Raw genomic sequence first — 20879 nt, 5'->3', positions numbered from 1 at the left:
GCCTGCCATGTTGCTCAACCTGTTCAATGAAATGCGTGCAGCCAAGGTGCCGGTGTCGGTGCGCGAGCTGCTCGACCTGATCAACGCCCTGAAACAGCGGGTGATCTTCGCCGACATGGACGAGTTCTACTACTTGGCCCGGGCGATCCTGGTCAAGGACGAACGCCATTTCGACAAGTTCGACCGCGCCTTCAGCGCCTATTTCAACGGTCTGGAAAAGCTCGACGACCACCTGCAGGCGCTGATCCCCGAAGACTGGCTGCGCAAGGAGTTCGAACGCTCGCTGAGCGACGAAGAACGCGCGCAGATCCAGTCCCTCGGCGGCCTGGACAAGTTGATCGAAGAGTTCAAGAAACGCCTGGAAGAACAGAAAGAGCGTCACGCCGGCGGCAACAAGTGGATCGGCACCGGCGGCACCAGCCCGTTCGGCTCCGGCGGCTACAACCCGGAAGGCATCCGCGTCGGCGATGCGGGCAAGCGCCAGGGCAAGGCGGTGAAAGTCTGGGACCAGCGCGAGTACAAGAACCTCGACGATCAGGTGGAACTGGGCACGCGCAACATCAAGATCGCCCTGCGCCGCCTGCGCAAGTTCGCGCGCCAGGGTGCGGCGGAAGAGCTGGACATCGACGGCACCATCGACCACACCGCCCGCGATGCCGGCTTGCTGAATATCCAGATGCGCCCGGAGCGGCGCAACACCATCAAGCTGCTGTTGCTGTTCGACATCGGCGGCTCGATGGACGCCCATGTGAAGATCTGCGAAGAGCTGTTCTCAGCGTGCAAGACCGAGTTCAAGCACCTGGAATACTTCTACTTCCACAACTTCGTGTACGAGTCGGTGTGGAAGAACAACCAGCGCCGCACGTCGGAGCGCACCTCCACCCAGGACTTGCTGCACAAATATGGCGCCGATTACAAAGTGATCTTTATCGGCGATGCCTCGATGGCGCCGTATGAAATCACCCAGGCCGGCGGCAGCGTCGAGCATTGGAACGAGGAGCCGGGGTATGTGTGGATGCAGCGCTTCATGGCCAAGTACAAGAAGCTGATCTGGATAAACCCGTATCCGAAGGACACCTGGGGCTATACGGCGTCGACCGGGATCGTGCGGGAGTTGGTCGAAGACCAGATGTATCCGCTGACCTTGCGCGGGCTCGAAGAAGGCATGCGGTTCCTTTCCAAGTAACCCGATATCTCCCATAGGCGTGGCGTCACTGGCACTTCAACGCCTCGCGAATGCGCTGCACGGAGGCCACCGAACTGGCGTTATCGCCATGCACACACAAGGTATTGGCCCGCAGGACCAAGGGGCTGCCATCGCTGGCGGTCAAGGGTTCGCCACGGGAAATGGTCAGGGATTGCTGGATGATGGCTTCGGTATCGTGGTGTACCGCGCCGGGCAATTGGCGGGAAACCAGGTGCCCCTTGTTGTCGTAGGCACGGTCGGCGAACGCCTCGAACCACAGGATCACACCGTATTCGTCGCCCAGCGCCTGGGCCGCGCGGTTGTCGCGGGTGGCCAGCAGCATCAGCGGCAGTTCGCCGTAAGCGGCAACGGCCTGGATCACCGCACGCAACTGCGCGGGGTTGGCCATCATGTCGTTGTACATCGCGCCATGGGGTTTGACGTAGCTGACCCGTCCGCCCTGGGCGCGGCAAATGCCGTCGAGCGCGCCGATCTGGTAGTGCAACAGGTCTTGGATTTCTTCGGGCGTGTAGGCCATGGAACGGCGGCCGAAACCCTGCAGGTCCTGATACGCCGGGTGCGCCCCGACCAGCACGCCATGCTTGAGCGCCAGGCCGACGGTCTTGCGCATGATGCTCGGGTCGCCGGCATGGAAGCCACAGGCTACGTTGGCGCAATCAATGAACGGCATGACCTCAGCGTCCAGACCCAGGTTCCAGTTGCCATAGCTTTCGCCGATGTCGCAATTCAATAGCAGACGGCTCACGCTGAGTGCTCCTGTAGGCTTTGTTTTTTTGTAGTGTGGGATCTTTTACACAAGACTCGCAACTTATCCCACCGTCCCAGCGACACTCATCGTGAAACGGCGCGATTTTTGGCGTGTGTCCGGGACGGTGTCCACCCCATAAAGGTCGACCCCATGAAGTTGAAGGAACGCGATTAAAACGGTGGGAGCAAGCCCCCTCCCACCATTACAGGCCTTTCTACAGCCCTTTCAAATCACGCTCTTCGATCGGCCGGCTCTGGCGCAGGCGCTTGCCGCCCAGCACCACCCAGTCGATCAAGCGGAACAGGCACTCCAGGCCGAACGACAACAACATCGCCCCGCCCAGGCCCCAGCCCATGGCTTCGGGGGTCAGCAGGATCTGGTAGCTGTAGCCGTTCCAGGTTTCCAGGCGGATCGCCGGGTCGGCCGCGACCGCTACCTGCAATGCGCGAATGTACCAGGGGCCTTGCATGGCCTGGAATTGCTTGTCCAGCGCCAACTGGCGATCCAACAACGTGCCGAGGCTGTTGGCATCGCTGCGAAACACCGGGTCGTCGCTGGCGCGGTAGTGGGCAACCAGGGCCTGCAAGTCTCCGTTGAAGAACTGTTGCGCGGTGGATTCAAAGCCGCGCAGGCCGGTCTGGGCCTCGATCAGGTGGGCTTCGACGCGCTTGGCGTAGTCATTGATGAACCCCGGCACTTGCACACCGACCAACAAGCCAATGGCAAACAACACCAACCGCAGATAGCTGAGCAACATAGTCGACTTCCTTACTCGGTAATGCCCTGGCTGACGCATTCACCGCGCCGCCACAGGCTCCACTGGCCCGGTTCGTAGCGGGTCCAGTTTTCGTTGTCGGTCAGGGGTTCGGTGGCGATCACCGTTACCACATCGTTGGGCGTGGTTTCGGCCTGGAAATCGACGATCACGTCGACATCTTTCAAGCGTGCCGGGCCGAACGGAGCGCGCCGGGTGATCTGGGCCAATTTGGTCGTGCAGTAGCAGAACAACCAATCGCCATCGCTGAGCAGGCAGTTGAACACGCCTTTGCTGCGGTATTCGGTGCAGGCGGCGATCAGGTCCGGCAGCATCTGTTCGATCTCCACCGGCTCCGGGAACGCCTCGCGGACGCGGTTGAGCAGGTCGCAGAACGCCGCTTCGCTGTCGGTGTCGCCCACCGGCCGGTAAAACGTGGCGCGCGGGGTGAAGTCGGCCAATTGGCCGTTGTGCGCAAAGCACCAGTTACGCCCCCACAGCTCGCGCACGAACGGGTGGGTATTGGACAGGCAAACCTTGCCCACGTTGGCCTGGCGGATATGGCCAATCACCACTTCACTTTTGATGGGATAACGCTGCACCAGCCGCGCGACTTCCGATTCGCTGCTCGCGGCCGGGTCCTGGAACAGGCGCAGGCCACGGCCTTTATAGAACGCGATGCCCCAACCGTCGCGGTGGGGGCCGGTACGCCCACCGCGCTGCATCAGCCCGGTAAAGCTGAACACGATATCGGTGGGGACGTTGGCACTCATGCCCAATAATTCACACATGCCAGGGCTCTCGCTGCAGGGCAGACAACGTTAAAGGCGCGGTTCGACCCGCATACCGCCCACAGGCGCCGGGCGACGGAACGGCTCGTCATCGTCTTCGGGCTCGGCGGCCAAGGCGGCATCAGCGGCGGCCTTGCGCTCACGGCGGGCATTGGCGGCGCGCTCGATGGGCCAGCGGATCAACACAAACACGAGGTACACACCAAAGGCGATCATCGTGTACATGAACAAGTCGGAGACGGCCCGCCAGGCGTTATTGCCGACCTTGAGCACCAGGTCCAGCGCAGTAATCGCCACGGCCGGCGCGAACTGGGTCTTGACCGGGTCGACGATGGTCGGGCTCAACAGCAGCACGGCCATCAGCAATTGCAGTGGCTCGCGCAACCAGCGCCAGATCCAGCGGGTCATGCGCCACCACACCAACAGGCAGCCCAAAGCGGCGAAGGCGTAAAGGCCCCAAGCGGTCAGATAATCGTTCTCGGTCATGGTGTCCATGGCAAGGTAGGCAAACAGGCCGCTATGATAACGGCTTTTGCGTGTCGCGGCTGCAATGCCTGCCACCATCCGCCAGACAGAGAGTGCTCCATGCCGCCATCGACCCCCATCACTGCCGCCCCGATTGCCCGCAAGGCCCCAGGCCAGGACCCTTACGCCTGGCTGCAAGTGCGTGACAGCGCAGAAGTGATGGATTACCTGAAAGCCGAAAACGCCTGGCAGGAAGCCCAACTCGCCGGGCAACAGGCGCTGCGTGAAACCCTGTTCGAAGAGATCAAGGGCCGTATCCTCGAAACCGACCTGTCGCTGCCCTCCCCCTGGGGCCCGTACCTGTATTACACGCGCACCACCGCCGGCGACGAATACGCCCGCCACTACCGCTGCCGGCGCCCGGCCGACGACAGCAACCAGGTGGATGACAGCAGCGAGGAGCTGTTGCTCGACCCCAACGTGCTGGCCAACGGCGGCTTTTTCTCCCTCGGTGCATTCAGCATCAGCCCCGACCATCAGCGCCTGGCCTACAGCCTCGATACCAATGGCGAAGAGATCTACACCCTGTACGTGAAGGAATTGGCCACCAACAAAGTCAGCGAACTGGCGTTCGATAACTGCGACGGCAGCATGACTTGGGCCAATGACAGCCTGACCCTGTTTTTCGGCGAACTGGACGACACCCATCGTCCGCATAAACTCTACCGCTATCGCCTCGACGGCACCGCCGCGCAGGAAGTGTTCCACGAGACCGACGGGCGTTTCTTCCTGCACTGCTACCGCTCCAGCTCCGAGCGCCAGTTGCTGGTGGCCCTGGGCAGCAAGACCACCAGTGAAATCTGGGCGCTGGACGCCGACCAGCCGCACCTGGACTTCACCTGCCTGGCGCCACGGGTCGAAGACCACGAGTACGACGTCGACCACGGCCAGCTCGACGGCGCGTGGACCTGGTTCATCCGCAGCAACCGCGACGGCATCAACTATGCCCTGTTCGTCGCCGCCGACACCGGCCGCGTGCCGACCCAGGCCGACTGGAAAAACCTGATCCCCCACAGTGATGAGGTGATGCTCGACGGCGTGAGCCTGAATGCCAGCGCCATGACCTTGAGCCTGCGCATCGGCGGCCTGCCGGTCATCGAAGTGCATCCCCAGGGTCTACCGACCTATCGTGTGGAATTGCCTGACGCTGCCTACAGCCTCTACGTACAAAACAGCCTGGAATTCCCCAGCGACAAGATCCGCCTGCGCTACGAAGCCCTGAACCGTCCGGCCCAGGTGCGCCAGCTGGAACTGGCCAGCGGCGCGCAACAGGTGCTCAAGGAAACGCCGGTACTCGGCGTCTTCAACGCCGACGATTACGTCAGCCAGCGTTTGTGGGCAACCTCCGCCGATGGCACCCAGGTGCCGATCAGCCTGGTGGTCAAGCGCGACCAGCTCGGCAAGCCGACGCCGCTGTACCTCTACGGCTATGGCGCCTACGGCCAGAGCCTCGATCCGTGGTTCTCCCACGCGCGCCTGAGCCTGCTGGACCGTGGCGTCGCGTTTGCCATTGCGCATGTGCGCGGCGGCGGCGAGCTGGGCGAAGCCTGGTATCGCAATGGCAAACAAGAACACAAGCAGAACACGTTCAGCGACTTTATCGCCTGTGCCGAACACCTGATCGCACAGGGTTTGACCTGCGCCAAACAGCTGGTGATCAGCGGCGGCAGTGCCGGTGGCCTATTGATCGGCGCGGTGCTCAACCAGCGTCCGGAACTGTTCCAGGCGGCGATTGCCGAAGTGCCGTTCGTCGACGTGCTCAACACCATGCTCGACCCCGACCTGCCGCTGACCGTCACCGAGTACGACGAGTGGGGCAACCCGCAGGAGCCCGAGGTCTATGCGCGCATCAAGGCGTATGCGCCGTATGAGAACGTGCGCGCCCAAGCCTACCCGGCCCTGCTGGTGATCGCCGGCTACAACGACAGCCGCGTGCAGTACTGGGAAGCGGCCAAGTGGGTGGCCAAGCTGCGCGACACCAAGACGGACGACAACCTGCTGCTGCTCAAGACCGAACTGGGGGCCGGCCATGGCGGCATGAGCGGGCGTTACCAGGGATTACGTGACGTAGCGCTCGAATATGCATTTGTGTTCAAGGCGCTGGGGCTGGTTTAGCGGTCCTGTCTGAACGCTGGAGCGCTCGACGCGGTTAACCGCCGGGCGTCTTCGGCTTGCTGTCGTTCGGCGGTACGCCGGGGACCGTCTGGTCCTTCGGTGGCGCAGGTAACACAATAGGCACCAGCGGCGGCGAGCCGTTCGTTTTGGGCACCGCCGGCGGGGTGACTTGCGGATACAGCGTCGGGGTGGGGGTGCCCGGCGCGCCTGGGGTTGGCGCCGGCGCAACCGGTACGGTTTGCAACTCCTGAGCCTGCGCCACACCCAATGTGAGCGCGCCCAACACAATGACCGTTAGAATGCTGCACTTCATCGATGGCTCCATGGCCTGACCGGAATGTCGTAAGGCTACTCCCAACCGCGCAAGAATGCCCTTCCCAATGAGATCTCCATGAAACGTTTCGTTCTGCTGGACACCACCCCGATCCCCGACAACGGCGGTGCCTTGTGCCTGTTCGAATACGGCGAGGACTTTGTCATCAAGATCCAGGGCGGCGACGGCGGCCAGTTGATGAACACGCGCATGCACGGCTCCGAAGACGCGCTGGCAGAAATCCCTTGTCGCAAAGTCGCCGGCCGCCCCGGTTCGCGGGTATTAATCGGCGGGCTGGGCATGGGTTTCACCCTCGCGTCGGCCCTCAAGCACCTGGGCAAGACCGCCGAAGTGGTGGTGGCAGAACTGGTGCCCGGTGTCGTGGAATGGAACCGTGGCCCTTTGGGCGAAAAGGCCGGGCGCCCGCTGCTTGACCCGCGCACCGTGGTCCGCATGGAAGACGTGGCCAAGGTGCTGCAAGCCGAGCCCCAGGGCTTTGATGCGATCATGCTCGACGTGGACAACGGCCCCGAAGGCCTTACGCAAAAAGCCAACAGTTGGCTCTACTCCGCCGGTGGCCTGGCCGCCTGCGCCAAGGCCCTGCGCCCCAAGGGCGTACTTGCGGTGTGGTCGGCCAGCGCAGACAAGCTGTTCAGCGACAAGCTGCGCAAGGCCGGTTTCAAGGCCGAGGAAGTGCAAGTGTTCGCCCATGGCAACAAGGGCACGCGGCACACCATCTGGATTGCGGAAAAGCTCAAGGGCTAATTGCGCCGCGATTGGCTAGAATCAACCCTATCCGTGACCCACCCGAAGACAGGAGCCATGATGAGCTCGACCAACCCGCCCTCCCACACCGCCAAGCTCGACCGCATCCTCGCCGATGCCCAGCGCGACCGGGAAATGGGCTACCGCGACAAAGCCCTGAAAATGTACCCCCACGTGTGCGGCCGCTGCGCCCGTGAATTCGCCGGCAAGCGCCTGAGCGAACTGACCGTACACCACCGCAACCACAACCATGACGACAATCCCCAGGATGGGTCCAACTGGGAGTTGCTGTGCCTGTACTGCCACGACAACGAGCACTCGCGCTACACCGACCAGCAGTACTTCGGCGAAGGCTCCACCAGCAGCCCGACGATCGCCAAGGCCACGCACAACCCGTTCGCGGCGTTGGCCGGGTTGATGAAGAAAGACGACTGAAGTTGCACGCGGGCTGCCCCGCCCTCTTCGCGGGCAAGCCCGCTCCTACCCTTGACCGCATTCCAGAGCATGGACACGGACCAATGTGGGAGCGGGCTTACTCGCGAAGGCAGCAGTGCCAGCGGCGCAGCGCTCGATAGCGACCACAGCCCGACCAATCCCCGTATAATCGCCGCTTTTCTCCAAGGCACCCTTCCCCGTGGGCAATAAACGCTACAGCTGCATCGGTCTGTATAACCCCAAATCCCCCGAAAACGTCGGTTCGGTGATGCGCGCCGCCGGTTGCTACGGCGTGGCCTCGGTGTTCTACACCGGCAAACGCTACGAGCGCGCCCGGGATTTCATCACCGACACCAAGAAGGTCCACCACGACATTCCGCTGATCGGCATCGATGACCTGAGAAAAATCCTGCCGCTGGGCTGCATCCCGGTCGCCGTCGAACTGGTGGACAGCGCCCGCCCGCTGCCCGAATACACCCACCCCGACCGCGCGCTGTACATCTTCGGCCCCGAGGACGGCTCCCTCGACAAAGAGATTCGCGACTGGTGTGAAGACGTGGTGTACATCCCGACCACCGGCTGCATGAACCTCGCCGCCACCGTCAACGTGGTGCTCTACGACCGCCTGGCCAAGGGCAATAACACCCGCTCGGGGCCCAAATACTGAGTTGCCGGGAACATCCGGCGCCTGCACACAGTCAGTTGCGTATCACTAGCCCTTGTTGGAGACCGATCATGAGCGACAGCAAAACCCTGCGACCTGTCATTGAATCCACCCCACGCCAGGCCCGCCCCACGCAGAACGTACACGGCTGGGAGCGCATCGGCTCGGTGGCCGGTGGCGTGATCATGGTCGGCAAAGGCCTGCGCCGTGGCGGGATTTTCGGGCTGCTCCAGGTGGCGATTGGCGGCGTGGCGCTGACGCGTGGGTTTACCGGGCACAGTTCGCTCAAGGACAAGCTGGAACAAGGTCGCCAGGAAATGAACAGCCTGCGCACGAAAATCGAGCGGGCCGGTGACGAGTTGAAGAACCTGAAGACCAAGGCGCAAGCGGGGGCCGAAAAGGCCACAAAAACCACCGGCTGAGCCAAGTCTTCTGCCTGTTGCTGATCCAGATGTGGGAGGCGGCTTGCTCCCACCTTTATTCTGGGTCAGCGCAACAGCTTGGAGTCCAGCACCACCGACGACTCGCCGATAATGCTCTGGGCCAGTCGCACAAACTCTGGGGTGCTGACGCTGTTCGCCCGCATCACCACTTGCGCGAGATCATCCAGCGAGCGCTTGTTGTGGGTTTTCACGCGGATCTCGCGATCCAGCTCCTGCATCACCACCACTGCCCGCGCCACGGTTGCGCCGCTGACGTGCTCGCCACGCAGGCTGGTGACGTTCTTGCCTTCGCGGGTCAACCGCGCCTGTATCGCCGCATAGCGCTCATCGGTGATCCCGCCGCCACGGCGCAGCAGTTCGATCGCGTAATACTCCGCCAGGCCTTCGCTGATCCAGTCGCTGCCATCATGGTCACTGAAGCGGCCGATGGCATGCACCACTTCGCGGATCAACGGGCTGCTGCCGTTTTCACTGACCAGCGGCGTGCGGCTGTTGAGGTAGACCGAGTCGCGCGCCGAGAAGGCGCCACGGCGCATCGGGTCGCTGGCGCCGACAATCAATAGCTTGGCGGGGTGACGCGGGAACGCGGCTTCCACCTGCGGCCAGACGAAAGTCAGCAACGTCAGCACGTCCATACGGCGCATGGCCTGGCCCTTGGGCGAGGCCACGGTGACGTCGGTTTCGCCCAGGCGCACACGGCGGCTGCCGAGGTTACCGGCGAGCATCCAGCCGGTGGGCCGGTCGAACAGGCGCGAGACGTTGTTGATCCGGAAGGTGTGCTTGCCGATACGCGGCCAGGCGGTTTCGACGCTTTTCCAGCCCGTCGGCAGCTCGAACACCAGGCGCGAGACCAGCTCGACGCCGTCCTGCTGGTCGAGGTGCGCGGTCGGCACCAGGTCTTCCCCGCGAAACAGCGCCCAACCCGGCGTCATGCGCGTTTCATAGATACCCGGCTTGCGCGCATGGCTGAGGCGTACACGGTAGGTCAGGCTGGCCTTGTCGGCGCTGGGTTGCCAAAGGCCGCGATGGCCACTGACTTTCCATTGGCCATCGGCCTTGAAATCGCTGTAGTCACCGTCGCGACCCAGCTCGAAATCCAGGCTGCGCACCGCCGAACCCTGGGACAGGCTCACGCGCACCTCAGCCTGATCGCTCTGGGGCAGCAGTTTGACGTGATAGTCCAGGTCGACTTTCTGCGCGCACCACGCCGGTGTGCTCAGCGCCAGCAACACCAGGCTGGCCGCCAGCCGGGTCAGCCCCTTCATACTCGCTCCTTGTTCAGCCAGCGCGGAAGATCAGGTAATCCTCCCAGTCTTCTTCGGGCACGCTGCCTTCGCGGAGCATGCGTCCGGACTGGGAAATGCGTTCGTGATGCACGGCGTCACGGTCGCCGCAGACCAGGTGATGCCACAGCGGCAAGTCCTTGCGCTCGCTGACCAGGCGGTAACCGCAGGTGGGCGGCAACCACTTGAACTGGTCGGCCTGGCCCGGGGTGAGCTGGATGCAGTCGGGCACCGACGCGCGGCGGTTGGGGTAATCGGTACACTGGCAGGTTTTCAGGTCGAGCAGTTTGCAGGCGATGCGCGTGTAATAGACGCTGTTGTCGTCTTCATCCTCGAGCTTTTGCAGGCAGCACAGGCCACAGCCGTCGCACAACGACTCCCACTCCTCCTGATCGAGGTGTTCAAGGGTTTTGCGTATCCAGAAAGGTTCGACTTTGGCGGCCATGGTTCTACATCGGTATCGGTGGGTGAAAAGGCCGCCAGTCTAGTGCCCAAGGCCACTGGGGCCAAGCGCTTACGACTGGCGGTGTTGCAAGACTTGTCAGTCTAGTGGGAGCGCAGTAGCTTTGAGCGCCGAATTGACGATCAGGAACTGCCCATGAGCACCAACCCCCGCGCTGCCGATTACCCGATCAACCCCCAGTTCACTGAGCGCTGGTCGCCTCGCGCCTTTACCGGCGAGAGCATCCCGCAGGAAACCCTGCTGAGTTTTTTCGAAGCCGCGCGCTGGGCGCCATCGGCCTACAACTCGCAGCCCTGGCGTTTTCTCTATGCGCGCCGTGACACGCCGGACTGGGAACGTTTCCTCGGCCTGTTGAACGAATTCAACCGCAACTGGGCGCAGCATGCGTCGGCCCTGGTGATCATCGCCTCGAAAACCGACTTCATCGCCCCCGGCGCCAGCGAAGAAACCCCGGCGCTGTGGCACACCTTCGACACCGGTTCGGCCTGGGGCTACCTCGCGCTGCAGGCCAGCCTCAGCGGCTGGCACAGCCATGGCATGGCCGGCTTCGATCAGGCACTGACGCGCAAAGAGCTGAAGATTCCCGAGGGTTATGCGCTGCATGCGGCGGTCGCGATTGGCAAGCTGGGCGACAAGTCGAGCTTGCCCGAGTACCTGCAAGGCCGTGAGACCCCAAGCCCGCGCAAGCCGTTGAGCGAGCTGGTTTCGCAAGGCGATTTCAGTCTCTAGGACTGACGTGGGAGCTGGCTCGCCAGCCCCCACCTATGGTTCGACGCGGTGTCAGTAGCCGCGCTCGAAATCCACTTCACCGCGCAACACTTGCTTGGCCTGGTAGGCGCGCACGTTTTCCAGAAACAGTTGCACCATCATCGATGGCGAGGTCGGCGCCGAGCTGTGCCCGGTCAGCAGCAAGCCCCAGGCGGTCCAGAACGGGTGGCGCTGCGGCAACGGTTCCTGGCGGCACACGTCGATCACCGCGCCAGCCAGGTGCCCTTCTTTCAACGCTTCGACCAGATCCGCATCAACCACCGCGACACCGCGGCCGACGTTGATAAACAACCCGCTCGGCTTGAATTGCTTGAACAGCGCCGCGTCGTACAGGTCGTGGGTGTTCGGCGTGTTGGGCAACAGGTTGATCACGTAGTCCGCTTCGCCCACCAGCCGGCCGAGCTGATCGAGCGCGGCCACTTCGACAAACGGCGCCTGCTCGCGCGCCTGGCTGGCGATGCCGTACAGCTTGACGCCAAACGGCACAAGGAACTGCGCCACGCGCTGGCCGATATCACCGCAGCCGACGATCAGCACCGTGCGCCCCGCCAGGCTCTGGCCCATGCGGTTGTCCCACTTGCGCTCGACCTGGCTGACCAGGCGCGCCAAGACTTCGCGTTCATGGCCGAGCATGTAGGTGAGGATAAATTCCGCCATGACCTGGCCAAAAATCCCCACCGCACGGGTCAAGCGATAGTCGCGGGGCAGGCCGTCGGCCAGCAGCGGCGTGATGCCGGCCCAGGTCGATTGCAGCCACTGCGGCTGGTGCCCCTGGCGCAACAGGGTGGCGAGCAGGTCCGGCTGGCCGAGCCACACCGGGCAATCGGCGGCCAGGCGCGAGAGTTCGGCCGAGTCGCCGCTGGTCAACACCTCGAGGTCCGGGGCCGCTTCGCTCAGCAACCGGGCGTAGAGCGGGTGATCCTGTTCAGCAATCAGAACACGCATGGTTCAAACCTTTCAAAAACAATGCGGACGGCCGCCCGCATCCTTACGGCCACCATCCATTAATACGATTCCATGGAAAAGAATGCGCCCCGGGCAGGGCACGCCGCGATCACATCGGGTCGTTGCGGCGCAGCAGCTCTTCGGGCAAGTGTTCGATGTACTCGTCCTCGGCCGGTGGCATTTGCAGGTGGTAGCCCTGCTTTTCGAGGTTTTCCAGGACCACTGCGATGTCCTCGCGCGACAGCTTGCGCTCGGGCGTCAGCACCATGTCGAAAGCGTGATGGGCCTTGCCGAAGGCTTCCATCAAGGGTTCCGGCACGCGCTCCAGGGCATCACTTTTCAGCACGTAGAGATACATTTCGTTGCGTTTCAAGCTGCGATAGATGGAGCAAATACGTTTCAAGGCTGTTCTCCGGCAGTGGCCAGGCTGTCGAGCAGCGCCTGGCCCATCAACTCGCGGCGCCAGCCACGCAGCGAGTCTGGCAATTGGTAAGGCCCGTCGGGGTAGCCACTTTTGACCAGGGCTTCGAGGGTTTTCTTGCGCAGCATCAGTTCCGGCGCCATCTCCAGACGTTCGGCTTGCGCCTGGCCCAAGGCGCGCAGGTGCTTGATCAGCGTCGCGGCGTCCACCGGCAGCGGTTCAGCCACGGCGGGCGGCCATTGGTCCATGGACACGCTGCCGGCGCGCTTGATCAGGTCCAGCAGAAACTGGCCATCCTGACGCACGGTGCGCGGGTGCATGTCTTCGATTTTGCCCAGGGCGGCGAGGTTATCCGGCTGGGATTTGGCCAGGGGCCACAGCGAGTGTTCACGAATGATGCGATTGCGCGGCAGGTCACGGGCACGCGCTTGCTGCTCGCGCCAGGCGCACAGTTCACGCAGCACGGCGAGTTGGGCACGGGACAGTTTCCACGCCAGCTTGGCCTCGCGGTACACCTCGTAAGGGTCGACTTCGCGGCGCAGGTTGGCCACCAGTTCGGCACCGTCTTCCAGGACCCAGGCGTACTTGTCGTCCGACAGCCGCGGGCGCAGGCGAATGAAGACCTCGGCCAAGTGGACCGCATCTTCGGCGGCGTAGCTCACCTGGGTCTCGGACAACGGGCGCTGCAGCCAGTCCGAGCGGGTTTCGCCCTTGGGCAAGTCGATATCGAGCACGGCTTGCACCAGGCGCGAATAGCCCATGGAGAAGCCGAGGTTCAGGTAAGCCGCGGCCAGTTGGGTGTCGAACAACGGCACTGGCAGGCTGCCAGTCAGGCGCAGCAACACTTCCAGGTCTTCACTGCAGGCGTGGACCACTTTGATCACGGCCGGGTTTTCCAGCAACGCCGCCAGCGGTTGCCAGTTGTCGATGGTCAGGGGGTCGATCAGGTAAGCGCGAACGCCATCACCGATCTGGATCAGCCCGGCAATGGGATAAAAGGTGTCGACCCGCATGAACTCGGTGTCGAGGGCGACGAATGGCAACTGCTGCCATTCGGCGCAATGCTGGCCGAGGCTATCGTTGTCGCAGATCCAGTGAATATCGATGGCCACACGGCTCTCCCTTGAAGAATGGCGCGCAGTATATATCGCGGAAGGGACTTGCGAGCATCCGCAGTGCACACGCAATCATGAAAACTCCGACAGCATGTGAAGAATAGTCGGACAGATTGGAGTTATCCCATCTTACGTAGAACGTAGACACGCCATACGCTGGAGCCAGGAATGAACTCCTGGTGATTCAGGACCTGGAACCCCGCCTGGCAGAACTCCTCCTCCACTGGCGTCCGGGAGGCGACCGACACGATCACGGTGTCGCGACTGACCCGATGAAACTCCTGCAGCAGCGCTTGGCGCCCTTCGCGGCTGGGCACGTGGCGAAACAATTCCAGACAGAAAATGCAATCTACCGCGTTCGCCGACAAACCGATGGAAAACGCCGAGCCCTGAAAGGTCTTGACCCGCTTGAGCAGCGCCGCCGGGTGATGGGTGCGGGCGTGGTCGAGCATGTCCTGGGAGTTATCCGAGGCGAGGATGACCCGGTTGACGTGTTCGGCCAACACCGGCCAGAACCGCCCCGAACCGCAGGCCAGGTCGAGGATCAGACCGGGCTCGCCGGCCACCTTGAGGGCATTGCGCACCAGCCGCCCGTCACGCCACGCCGCCAGACGCCGGCGCAGCCCAGGCGGGCGCGTATCGCCGCAGACCCTGGCGTGCTCACGGTCACAGCGTTCGGCGTATTCGATCTCGATGGACGAAAGTGGTGGTGACAACATCACGGGCTCATGTGAGTGGAACGGTAGTGAACGACCTTGATTCGCAGCTTAACCAGTGCAACGTGAAAAAAAGGTCGAAAAAACCACCACCGTCAATCCGTTTACGCCGAGTGCAGATACCAGCGCCAATCCTGTTCGCCCACCTCGCCCATGAACTGCCGATATTCAGCCCGTTTCACCGCCAGGTACACGCCGAGGAACTCACTGCCGAACGCCTCCCGTGCCCAGCTGGAGTCTTCCAGGGCGCGCAGGGTGGTGAGCCAATCGGTGGGCAGCAACGCGTTGGCCTGGGCGTAGCCGTTGCCTTCCACCGGAGCGCCGGGGTCAAGTCGTTCGCGGATGCCGCGGTGGATACCGGCGAGGATCGCCGCCGCCGCCAGATAGGGGTTGGCGTCGGCGCCGCAGAGGCGGTGTTCGATGTGCCGCGACGGCGCCGGACCACCCGGCACACGCAGGCTGACGGTGCGGTTGTCGACGCCCCAGGTGGCGGCCAGCGGCGCATAGCTGTTGGTCTGGAAGCGGCGATAGGAGTTGGCGTTGGGGCAGAACATCAGCAGCGAATCGAGCAAGGTGCTGAGCATGCCGCCCACGGCCTGGCGCAGCAGCGGCGTACCGTCGGCGGCCTCGCTGGCGAACAGGTTATGGCCCTCGGCGTCCGCCAGGCTGACGTGCATGTGCATGCCGGTGCCGGCCAGGTCGTCGAACGGTTTGGCCATGAAGCACGCCGTCATCCCGTGTTTGTGCGCCACGCCTTTGACCAGGCGTTTGTAGCGCACCGCTTCGTCCATCGCTTGCAGGGCATCGGTGCGGTGTTCGAGGGTGATTTCGACCTGGCCCGGCGCGTATTCGGAAATCGCCGTGCGCGCCGGGATGCCTTGCAGTTTGCAGGCGCTGTAAAGGTCGGCGAGAAACGGCTCGATCTGCTCCAGCTCGCGCAGGCCATAGACCTGGGTCGCACGCGGGCGGCCGCCGTCCATGTCGCGCGCCGGTTGCGGGCGGCCGTTGTGGTCGGGTTTCTGGTCGAGCAGGTAGAACTCCAGTTCCGCCGCCATCACCGGGTAATAACCATCGGCCTTGAGCCCGTCGATCACCCTGGCCAGCACGTGCCGGGGGTCGGCCACGGTGGCGGGCAAGCCTTCGGTGGGGTGCATGCTGACTTGCACCGCCGCCGTCGGAATCAGCCGCCATGGCATGCGCTGCAAACTGCCGCTGATCGGGTAGGCGCGACAGTCGATATCGCCCACCTCCCACACCAGCCCGGAGTTTTCCACGTCATCGCCATGGATGGTCAGGCCAAGGATGGTGCTGGGCAGCGGGCGGCCGCTTTCATACACCGCCAGCAGTTCGTCGCGATGCAGCAACTTGCCGCGCGGCACTCCATTGTTGTCGAGGATGAACAGCTCGAACATCTCGATGTCCGGGTTCTGCTCAAGGAAAGAGCGGGCTTCGTGCAGGCTGGCAAAAACACTCATGGCAATTCTCATACGTTTGCGTCAGGCAGGCGCACAGGCGCCGCCGGGCGGATGCGCGCAGGTGCGCGTCATCCATCGGATAGATCAACGTAGGCGAGAGGTATCTGGTGGGCGCGCATGTCGACAGTGGAACAGGGCCCAGAAAGCCAGCGCGGAGGGCAACGCCTCGACATCCGCCGGACCGCTCGGCGCGAGCACGCCAGGCAGTGTCTCGGGGTAAGTGTCGGGGTAACCGTCCATGGGCGAATCACAGTGAGGGAGATGCCTGGCAGCGTCACACGCCGGGTCAGGGGCGTCAATTCAGGGTTGACGGAGTTTGGTTGCACGTTGGCTAAACATTCGCCGTCCTTGCCACCCCGCCATCTTGCTGGAAATAATGGCCGCCCGATCATGCCCAAGGACTCGACCGCATGAAAGCTCCTTTAGCCCTGTGTGTATTGGTGAGTCTGGCGACACCCGCCCTCGCGGACACGCCCCCCTCGCGCCTGGACAACGTGCTCGACAGCGGCACGCTCACCGTCTGCACCACCGGCGACTACAAGCCCTACACCTTCCTGCGTGCCGATGGCCGCTACGAAGGCATCGATATCGCCATGGCCGAGTCCCTGGCCAAGAGCCTCAACGCCAAAATCGCCTGGGTGCCCACCACCTGGAAAAGCCTGATGCCGGACTTCCTCGCGCACCGCTGCGACATCGCCGTGGGCGGTATTTCGGTGTCGCTGGAACGCCAGAAAAAGGCGTTCTTCAGCCAGTCCCTCGGCGTCGACGGCAAGATCCCGCTGGTGCGCTGCGCCGATGTGCAGCGTTACCAGAGCGTCGAGCAGATCAACCAGCCACAGGTGCGGGTGATCGAACCGGCGGGCGGCACCAACGAAGTGTTCGCCCGGGCGCACCTGGGCCAGGCGCAACTGCGCCTGCACGACAACGTGACCATCTTCGACGAACTGCTGGCGGGCAAGGCCGATGTGATGATCACCGACGCCAGCGAGGCGCGCTTCCAGCAGAAACTCAAGCCGGGGCTGTGCGCGGTCAACCCGCAGCGGCAGATGCAATACAGCGAGAAAGCCTTCCTGCTGCCACGCGACGATGTGGCCTGGAAAAGTTACGTCGACCAGTGGTTGCACCTGAGCGTGGCCACCGGGGTGTACGACGGCATCGTCAATCAATGGCTGGCGGCGCCCTGAGCCGCAGCCGTCTAAGCTGTGCTCACATCCATAAGAACGAGGCACGGATAATGAAGCGACTGCTCCGATTCAGCTGGCTGTTGCTGTTGGGTTTCAGCCAAGTACACGCCGCCGCCTTGCCGGAGGAGGAAGCCCAGGCGGCCAAGGCTCTGCTGGGAAAAGCCTTGGCCTACTACCAGAGCAATGGCGACAAGGCCTTCGCCGCCTTCAGCCGCCAGGGCGAGTTCGTCGACCATGACCGCTATGTGTTCGTGGTCGACACCCAGGGCGTGTTGCTGGCCAGCGGCGGGCCCTCCTCCGCCTTGATCGGCCGCGATGTGTCCGAAGTGCTCGGGGCGGATTTGCGCCAGTCGTTCAAGGACGCGCTCAAGGCGCCGGAAGGCCAGGGCATCCAGCAGGCCGACTACCGCTGGCAGAACTGGAACGACGGCAAGATCGAACACAAGCATGTGTTTTATCAGCGTGTCGGCGAACGCATCCTCGCGGTGGGCTATTACCTGCCACGGGCCACGCCGGAACAGGCGCGAGCGCTGCGGGACCAGGCCGTCAAGGCGCTGGTCAAGGATGAAGCCGGCACGCTGAAGGCGATCAACTCATTGCAGGGCGGTTTCCTGCAGGACGATCTCTACGTGTTCGTGGTCGACCTCGATACCCGGCGCTATGCCGCCCATGGCACCAACCTGCGGCTGATCAACACCGACTTCAGCAAGATCAAGGACCCCGACGGCAAGCCGGTGGGCGCACCGATCCTCAAGTTGATGGCGGAGCAGGATCAGGGTGAGTACACGTACCGTTGGAAAAACCCGGTGACCGGCAAGGTCGAGAACAAGCATGCGTATTTGCGCAAAACCGGGCATTTCATGGTGGCGGTCGGTTCTTACAGCCCTTGAATTGCACAGGCGGTCAAACCGGTGGGAGCGGGCCAGCCCGCTCGCACATTTGGATGTCCAGCCGGCCCGTCAGCGGGCCTTGTCTTCACGGCCGCGCAGCATGCGATCAGGCATCGCAATCGCTGCCGCCAACCCCAGCAACGACACCGCCGCACTGACCATCAGCAAATGCCGGAACGTCAACGCCAGTTCCCCGCGCAGGGCATCCTGCGCCGGGCCCGGGGCGGCGTTCAGGCCGTCGAGCAAAACGCTGCCGGAACCGCCCTCGACCACCAGCGCGCCGCTGGCCAGGTGGGCAAAGCTGGAGTCCTGCAACAGCGCCAGCAACAACGCCGACATGCACGCCACCCCGACCGCCCCGCCCAGGGAACGGAACAGGTTGGTGGTGCTGGTGGCGACGCCGATATCGTGCTGTTCCACCGAGTTCTGCGTGCCCACCAGCGAGGTCGGGAACTGCATGCCGGCAGCGATGCCGCACAGCAGCATGAACATCGCCGTCAGCCCCATCGCCTGCGGCGCACTGTAGGCCATGCCGAGAATCGCCAAGGGGCTCAACACGGCGCCGCTGAGGATCAGCGGTTTATAGCGCCCGGTCACCGAGGTCATGCGCCCGGCAAAGTAGGCGCCCATCGGCAAGCCCATCGCCAGTGGCAGCAGGTGCAGCGCGGCACTGTCGGCGCCGGAGCCGGTCACGGTCTGAAAGCGCAAAGGCATCAGCACCGTCAGGGAAATCGCCTGGAAACTGGTGAAAAACATCGTACACCAGCACAGCACAGCACTGCGGTTGGCGAACAGGTGCATCGGCAACAACGGTTCCCGCGCACGCCGCTCATGCCAGACAAATATGCTCAGCGCCACCAGCGCGCAGGCCAGCAACGCTAGCACCGAGTCATTGCGCCAATCATGGCCCTGGCCGATTTCGGTGATGCCCAGCAGCAAGGCGCTCAAGCCGATGATCAGCAGCACGGTGCCGAGGTAATCGATGATCGGCTTGCGTTGCGGCAACGGCAGCCCGACCAGGCTGCGATGGGCCACGTACCAGGCGCCGGCGCCCAACGGCAGGTTGATCAAAAACACCCAGCGCCAGGACAGGTACTCGGTCATATAACCGCCCAGCACCGGCCCGGCCACGCTGGCCACCGCGTACATGCCGCTGAAATAGCCCTGGTAACGCCCGCGCTCGCGCGGCGGGATGATGTCGCCGATGATCGCCTGGCTCACCGAAATCATCCCGCCGGCGCCGATGCCCTGGAGCACCCGCGCCAGCACCAGTTGCTCCATGCTTTGCGCCATGCCACAGAACAGCGACGCCAGGGTGAACAGACCCATGCCGATCAGCATCATCGGCCGCCGCCCATACAGGTCGCCGAGCTTGCCGTAGATCGGCACCGCCACTGTCATCGCCACCATGTAGCCGGAGATCACCCAGGCCAGCAGGTTGACGTCGTGGAACCGCGCGGAAATGGCCGGCATGGACACGGCGACAATGGTCTGGTCCAAGGCACCGAGGAAGATCGCCATCATCAACGAGACGAGGATGCTGCGCACGGCAGGTACGGCTGGAGTAGGCTGATTGAGCTGAGTCACGGTAAACCTTCGAGCAAGGCCCGCAGGAAAAGGCGACCTGCGGGCATGCTCGATACGATAGCAGGCTATTCGATAGCTTCGTAAGGAAGCCCGACGTAATTTTCCGCGATGGTGGTGCGACCGGCGTGCGAGTGGATGAAGTACGCCAGTTCGCTCTCGGCAATGCGCTGGCTGAACCCGTCCGCTTCGGGAAACTGATGCAGCATCGACGTCATCCACCAGGAAAACCGCTCAGCCTTCCACACGCGTCGCAGGCAGATTTCCGAATATTTCTCCAGCAACTCCACGCGCCCCTCGCGGTAGACCTTGAGCAAGATGCGAAACAGCGTGCTCACGTCGCTCGCCGCCAGGTTCAAGCCCTTGGCCCCGGTGGGTGGGACGATGTGCGCCGCGTCCCCCAGCAGAAACAAACGCCCGTACTGCATCGGCTCGACCACGAAGCTGCGCAGCGGCGCGATGCTTTTTTCGATCGACGGCCCGGTCACCAACTGCTCGGCCAACTGGCTTGGCAGGCGCGTTTTCAGTTCAGCCCAGAAACGCTGGTCCGACCACTCATCGGCCGACTCCTCAACGGGTACTTGCAGGTAGTAACGGCTGCGCGTCGGCGAACGCATGCTGCACAAGGCAAACCCACGCGCATGCTTGGCGTACACCAGTTCAGGATGGACCGGCGGCGTGTCGGCCAGGATGCCCAGCCAGCCGAAGGGATACACCCGCTCGAAGACCTTCAGCGACTCGGCCGGGATCGATTGCCGGGCGACACCGTGAAAACCGTCGCAACCGGCCACGTAATCACACTCCAGGCGAAAGGCTTCGCCTTCATGTTCGAACGTCAGCCAGGGTTGATCAGTTTTGAGCCCGTGGGGTTGCACCTCACGCGCGTTATACAAGGTGACGCCACCGGTGGCGGCGCGTGCGGCCATCAGGTCGCGGGTCACTTCGGTCTGGCCGTAGACCATCACCGATTGACCGCCGGTGAGCGCCTTGAGGTCGATGTGAGTCAGTTGGCCATTAAGCGCCAGTTCGAAGCCATCATGGACCAGGCCTTCCTCGTCCATGCGCTGGCTGACGCCGGCCTCGCGCAACAGGTCGACCATGCCTTGCTCCAACACCCCGGCACGGATGCGCCCCAGCACGTAATCGGCGCTCTGGCGCTCTAGAATCAGGGTTTGGATACCGGCCTGCTGCAACAGTTGGCCGAGCAACAGTCCCGAAGGACCGGCGCCGATGATGGCGACTTGAGTTTTCAGCGTTTTCATTATTTTTATGGTC

23 protein-coding genes are annotated in these 20879 nt (G+C 63.2%); 9 read left to right on the top strand and 14 right to left on the bottom strand.

Going from position 1 to position 20879, the window contains the following annotated elements; genetic code table 11:
- The first annotated feature begins 7 nt into the window (after nt 1-7).
- Complete coding sequence (locus AC07W0_RS16915; protein WP_046384330.1) at nt 8-1186, top strand: vWA domain-containing protein; 1179 nt, start codon at nt 8-10, stop codon at nt 1184-1186.
- Nucleotides 1187-1211: 25 nt separating this feature from the next.
- On the opposite strand, the gene AC07W0_RS16910 is transcribed toward AC07W0_RS16915, so the two are convergent.
- The 4 genes from AC07W0_RS16910 to AC07W0_RS16895 all read right to left on the bottom strand — a co-directional run bounded on the left by AC07W0_RS16910 (nt 1212) and on the right by AC07W0_RS16895 (nt 4064).
- Entirely contained in the window at nt 1212-1952 is a 741-nt protein-coding gene (locus AC07W0_RS16910) for a 5-oxoprolinase subunit PxpA (RefSeq protein ID WP_017848757.1), read from the bottom strand.
- 217 nt (nt 1953-2169) lie between these two features.
- Nucleotides 2170-2712, bottom strand: coding sequence for a DUF2937 family protein (locus AC07W0_RS16905; RefSeq protein ID WP_017848756.1), 543 nt, complete (start codon nt 2710-2712; stop codon nt 2170-2172).
- An 11-nt stretch (nt 2713-2723) separates the two neighbouring features.
- Nucleotides 2724-3500 (bottom strand): class II glutamine amidotransferase, encoded by a 777-nt coding sequence (locus AC07W0_RS16900; protein WP_102617699.1) that lies wholly within the window; start codon nt 3498-3500, stop codon nt 2724-2726.
- 30 nt (nt 3501-3530) lie between these two features.
- Nucleotides 3531-4064 (bottom strand): hypothetical protein, encoded by a 534-nt coding sequence (locus tag AC07W0_RS16895; protein WP_017848754.1) that lies wholly within the window; start codon nt 4062-4064, stop codon nt 3531-3533.
- A gap of 21 nt (nt 4065-4085) precedes the next feature.
- On the opposite strand from AC07W0_RS16895, the gene AC07W0_RS16890 reads away from it, so the two are divergent.
- Entirely contained in the window at nt 4086-6140 is a 2055-nt protein-coding gene (locus AC07W0_RS16890; RefSeq protein ID WP_102617698.1) for a S9 family peptidase, read from the top strand.
- Between the two features lie 34 nt (nt 6141-6174).
- Here the strand turns inward: AC07W0_RS16890 and AC07W0_RS16885 are convergent, their stop codons facing one another.
- Complete coding sequence (locus AC07W0_RS16885) at nt 6175-6453, bottom strand: hypothetical protein (protein WP_017848752.1); 279 nt, start codon at nt 6451-6453, stop codon at nt 6175-6177.
- Between the two features lie 78 nt (nt 6454-6531).
- Between AC07W0_RS16885 and AC07W0_RS16880 the strand changes: the two genes are divergently transcribed.
- The 4 genes from AC07W0_RS16880 to AC07W0_RS16865 all read left to right on the top strand — a co-directional run bounded on the left by AC07W0_RS16880 (nt 6532) and on the right by AC07W0_RS16865 (nt 8739).
- Nucleotides 6532-7218, top strand: a complete 687-nt coding sequence (locus AC07W0_RS16880) for a spermidine synthase (protein ID WP_017848751.1) — start codon at nt 6532-6534, stop codon at nt 7216-7218.
- Between the two features lie 60 nt (nt 7219-7278).
- Complete coding sequence (locus tag AC07W0_RS16875) at nt 7279-7653, top strand: YajD family HNH nuclease (RefSeq protein WP_003210675.1); 375 nt, start codon at nt 7279-7281, stop codon at nt 7651-7653.
- Between the two features lie 199 nt (nt 7654-7852).
- The gene (locus tag AC07W0_RS16870) at nt 7853-8320 is read left to right on the top strand and encodes an RNA methyltransferase (protein ID WP_102617697.1); all 468 of its coding nucleotides are present in this window, start codon (nt 7853-7855) and stop codon (nt 8318-8320) included.
- A gap of 68 nt (nt 8321-8388) precedes the next feature.
- Nucleotides 8389-8739 carry a YgaP family membrane protein gene (locus tag AC07W0_RS16865; RefSeq protein WP_046490402.1) on the top strand — a complete coding sequence of 117 codons (351 nt, stop codon included), beginning with the start codon at nt 8389-8391 and terminating at the stop codon, nt 8737-8739.
- A gap of 65 nt (nt 8740-8804) precedes the next feature.
- Here the strand turns inward: AC07W0_RS16865 and AC07W0_RS16860 are convergent, their stop codons facing one another.
- Together AC07W0_RS16860 and AC07W0_RS16855 are read right to left on the bottom strand one after the other, a co-directional pair.
- Entirely contained in the window at nt 8805-10025 is a 1221-nt protein-coding gene (locus AC07W0_RS16860) for a M61 metallopeptidase family protein (protein WP_102617696.1), read from the bottom strand.
- A 13-nt stretch (nt 10026-10038) separates the two neighbouring features.
- Nucleotides 10039-10488, bottom strand: coding sequence for a YcgN family cysteine cluster protein (locus AC07W0_RS16855; protein ID WP_017848747.1), 450 nt, complete (start codon nt 10486-10488; stop codon nt 10039-10041).
- 153 nt (nt 10489-10641) lie between these two features.
- Here AC07W0_RS16855 and AC07W0_RS16850 point away from each other — a divergent pair, with 153 nt between their 5' ends.
- A complete protein-coding gene (locus AC07W0_RS16850) occupies nt 10642-11235 on the top strand; it encodes a nitroreductase family protein (protein WP_017848746.1) in 594 nt (197 codons plus the stop codon).
- Nucleotides 11236-11286: 51 nt separating this feature from the next.
- On the opposite strand, the gene AC07W0_RS16845 is transcribed toward AC07W0_RS16850, so the two are convergent.
- From AC07W0_RS16845 to AC07W0_RS16825, 5 genes are all read right to left on the bottom strand, one after another.
- On the bottom strand, nt 11287-12219 hold the full coding sequence (locus AC07W0_RS16845) for a D-2-hydroxyacid dehydrogenase (RefSeq protein ID WP_017848745.1): 933 nt from the start codon (nt 12217-12219) through the stop codon (nt 11287-11289).
- Nucleotides 12220-12328: 109 nt separating this feature from the next.
- Nucleotides 12329-12622 (bottom strand): YcgL domain-containing protein, encoded by a 294-nt coding sequence (locus AC07W0_RS16840; RefSeq protein ID WP_017848744.1) that lies wholly within the window; start codon nt 12620-12622, stop codon nt 12329-12331.
- On the bottom strand, nt 12619-13752 hold the full coding sequence (gene rnd, locus AC07W0_RS16835; protein WP_046490395.1) for a ribonuclease D: 1134 nt from the start codon (nt 13750-13752) through the stop codon (nt 12619-12621). Before rnd ends, AC07W0_RS16840 begins: the two co-directional genes overlap by 4 nt.
- A 122-nt stretch (nt 13753-13874) precedes the next feature.
- Nucleotides 13875-14474: a class I SAM-dependent methyltransferase gene (locus tag AC07W0_RS16830; protein ID WP_102617695.1), complete on the bottom strand. Its 600-nt coding sequence runs from the start codon at nt 14472-14474 to the stop codon at nt 13875-13877.
- Between the two features lie 101 nt (nt 14475-14575).
- Nucleotides 14576-15946, bottom strand: a complete 1371-nt coding sequence (locus tag AC07W0_RS16825; protein ID WP_046384337.1) for a glutamine synthetase family protein — start codon at nt 15944-15946, stop codon at nt 14576-14578.
- Nucleotides 15947-16356: 410 nt separating this feature from the next.
- Between AC07W0_RS16825 and AC07W0_RS16820 the strand changes: the two genes are divergently transcribed.
- Entirely contained in the window at nt 16357-17130 is a 774-nt protein-coding gene (locus AC07W0_RS16820; RefSeq protein WP_017848740.1) for a transporter substrate-binding domain-containing protein, read from the top strand.
- A 50-nt stretch (nt 17131-17180) separates the two neighbouring features.
- Nucleotides 17181-18020, top strand: a complete 840-nt coding sequence (locus tag AC07W0_RS16815) for a cache domain-containing protein (protein WP_017848739.1) — start codon at nt 17181-17183, stop codon at nt 18018-18020.
- A 69-nt stretch (nt 18021-18089) separates the two neighbouring features.
- On the opposite strand, the gene AC07W0_RS16810 is transcribed toward AC07W0_RS16815, so the two are convergent.
- Together AC07W0_RS16810 and pobA are read right to left on the bottom strand one after the other, a co-directional pair.
- Nucleotides 18090-19607, bottom strand: a complete 1518-nt coding sequence (locus AC07W0_RS16810; protein ID WP_102617694.1) for an MDR family MFS transporter — start codon at nt 19605-19607, stop codon at nt 18090-18092.
- 65 nt (nt 19608-19672) lie between these two features.
- Nucleotides 19673-20857 carry a 4-hydroxybenzoate 3-monooxygenase gene (pobA, locus tag AC07W0_RS16805; protein WP_371918422.1) on the bottom strand — a complete coding sequence of 395 codons (1185 nt, stop codon included), beginning with the start codon at nt 20855-20857 and terminating at the stop codon, nt 19673-19675.
- Nucleotides 20858-20879 lie beyond the last annotated feature (22 nt).

This window comes from Pseudomonas sp. GW704-F2 (genome assembly GCF_059423025.1).
Note: the sequence above shows the minus strand (reverse complement) of the source record. Positions and strands in the feature narration are given on the sequence as shown.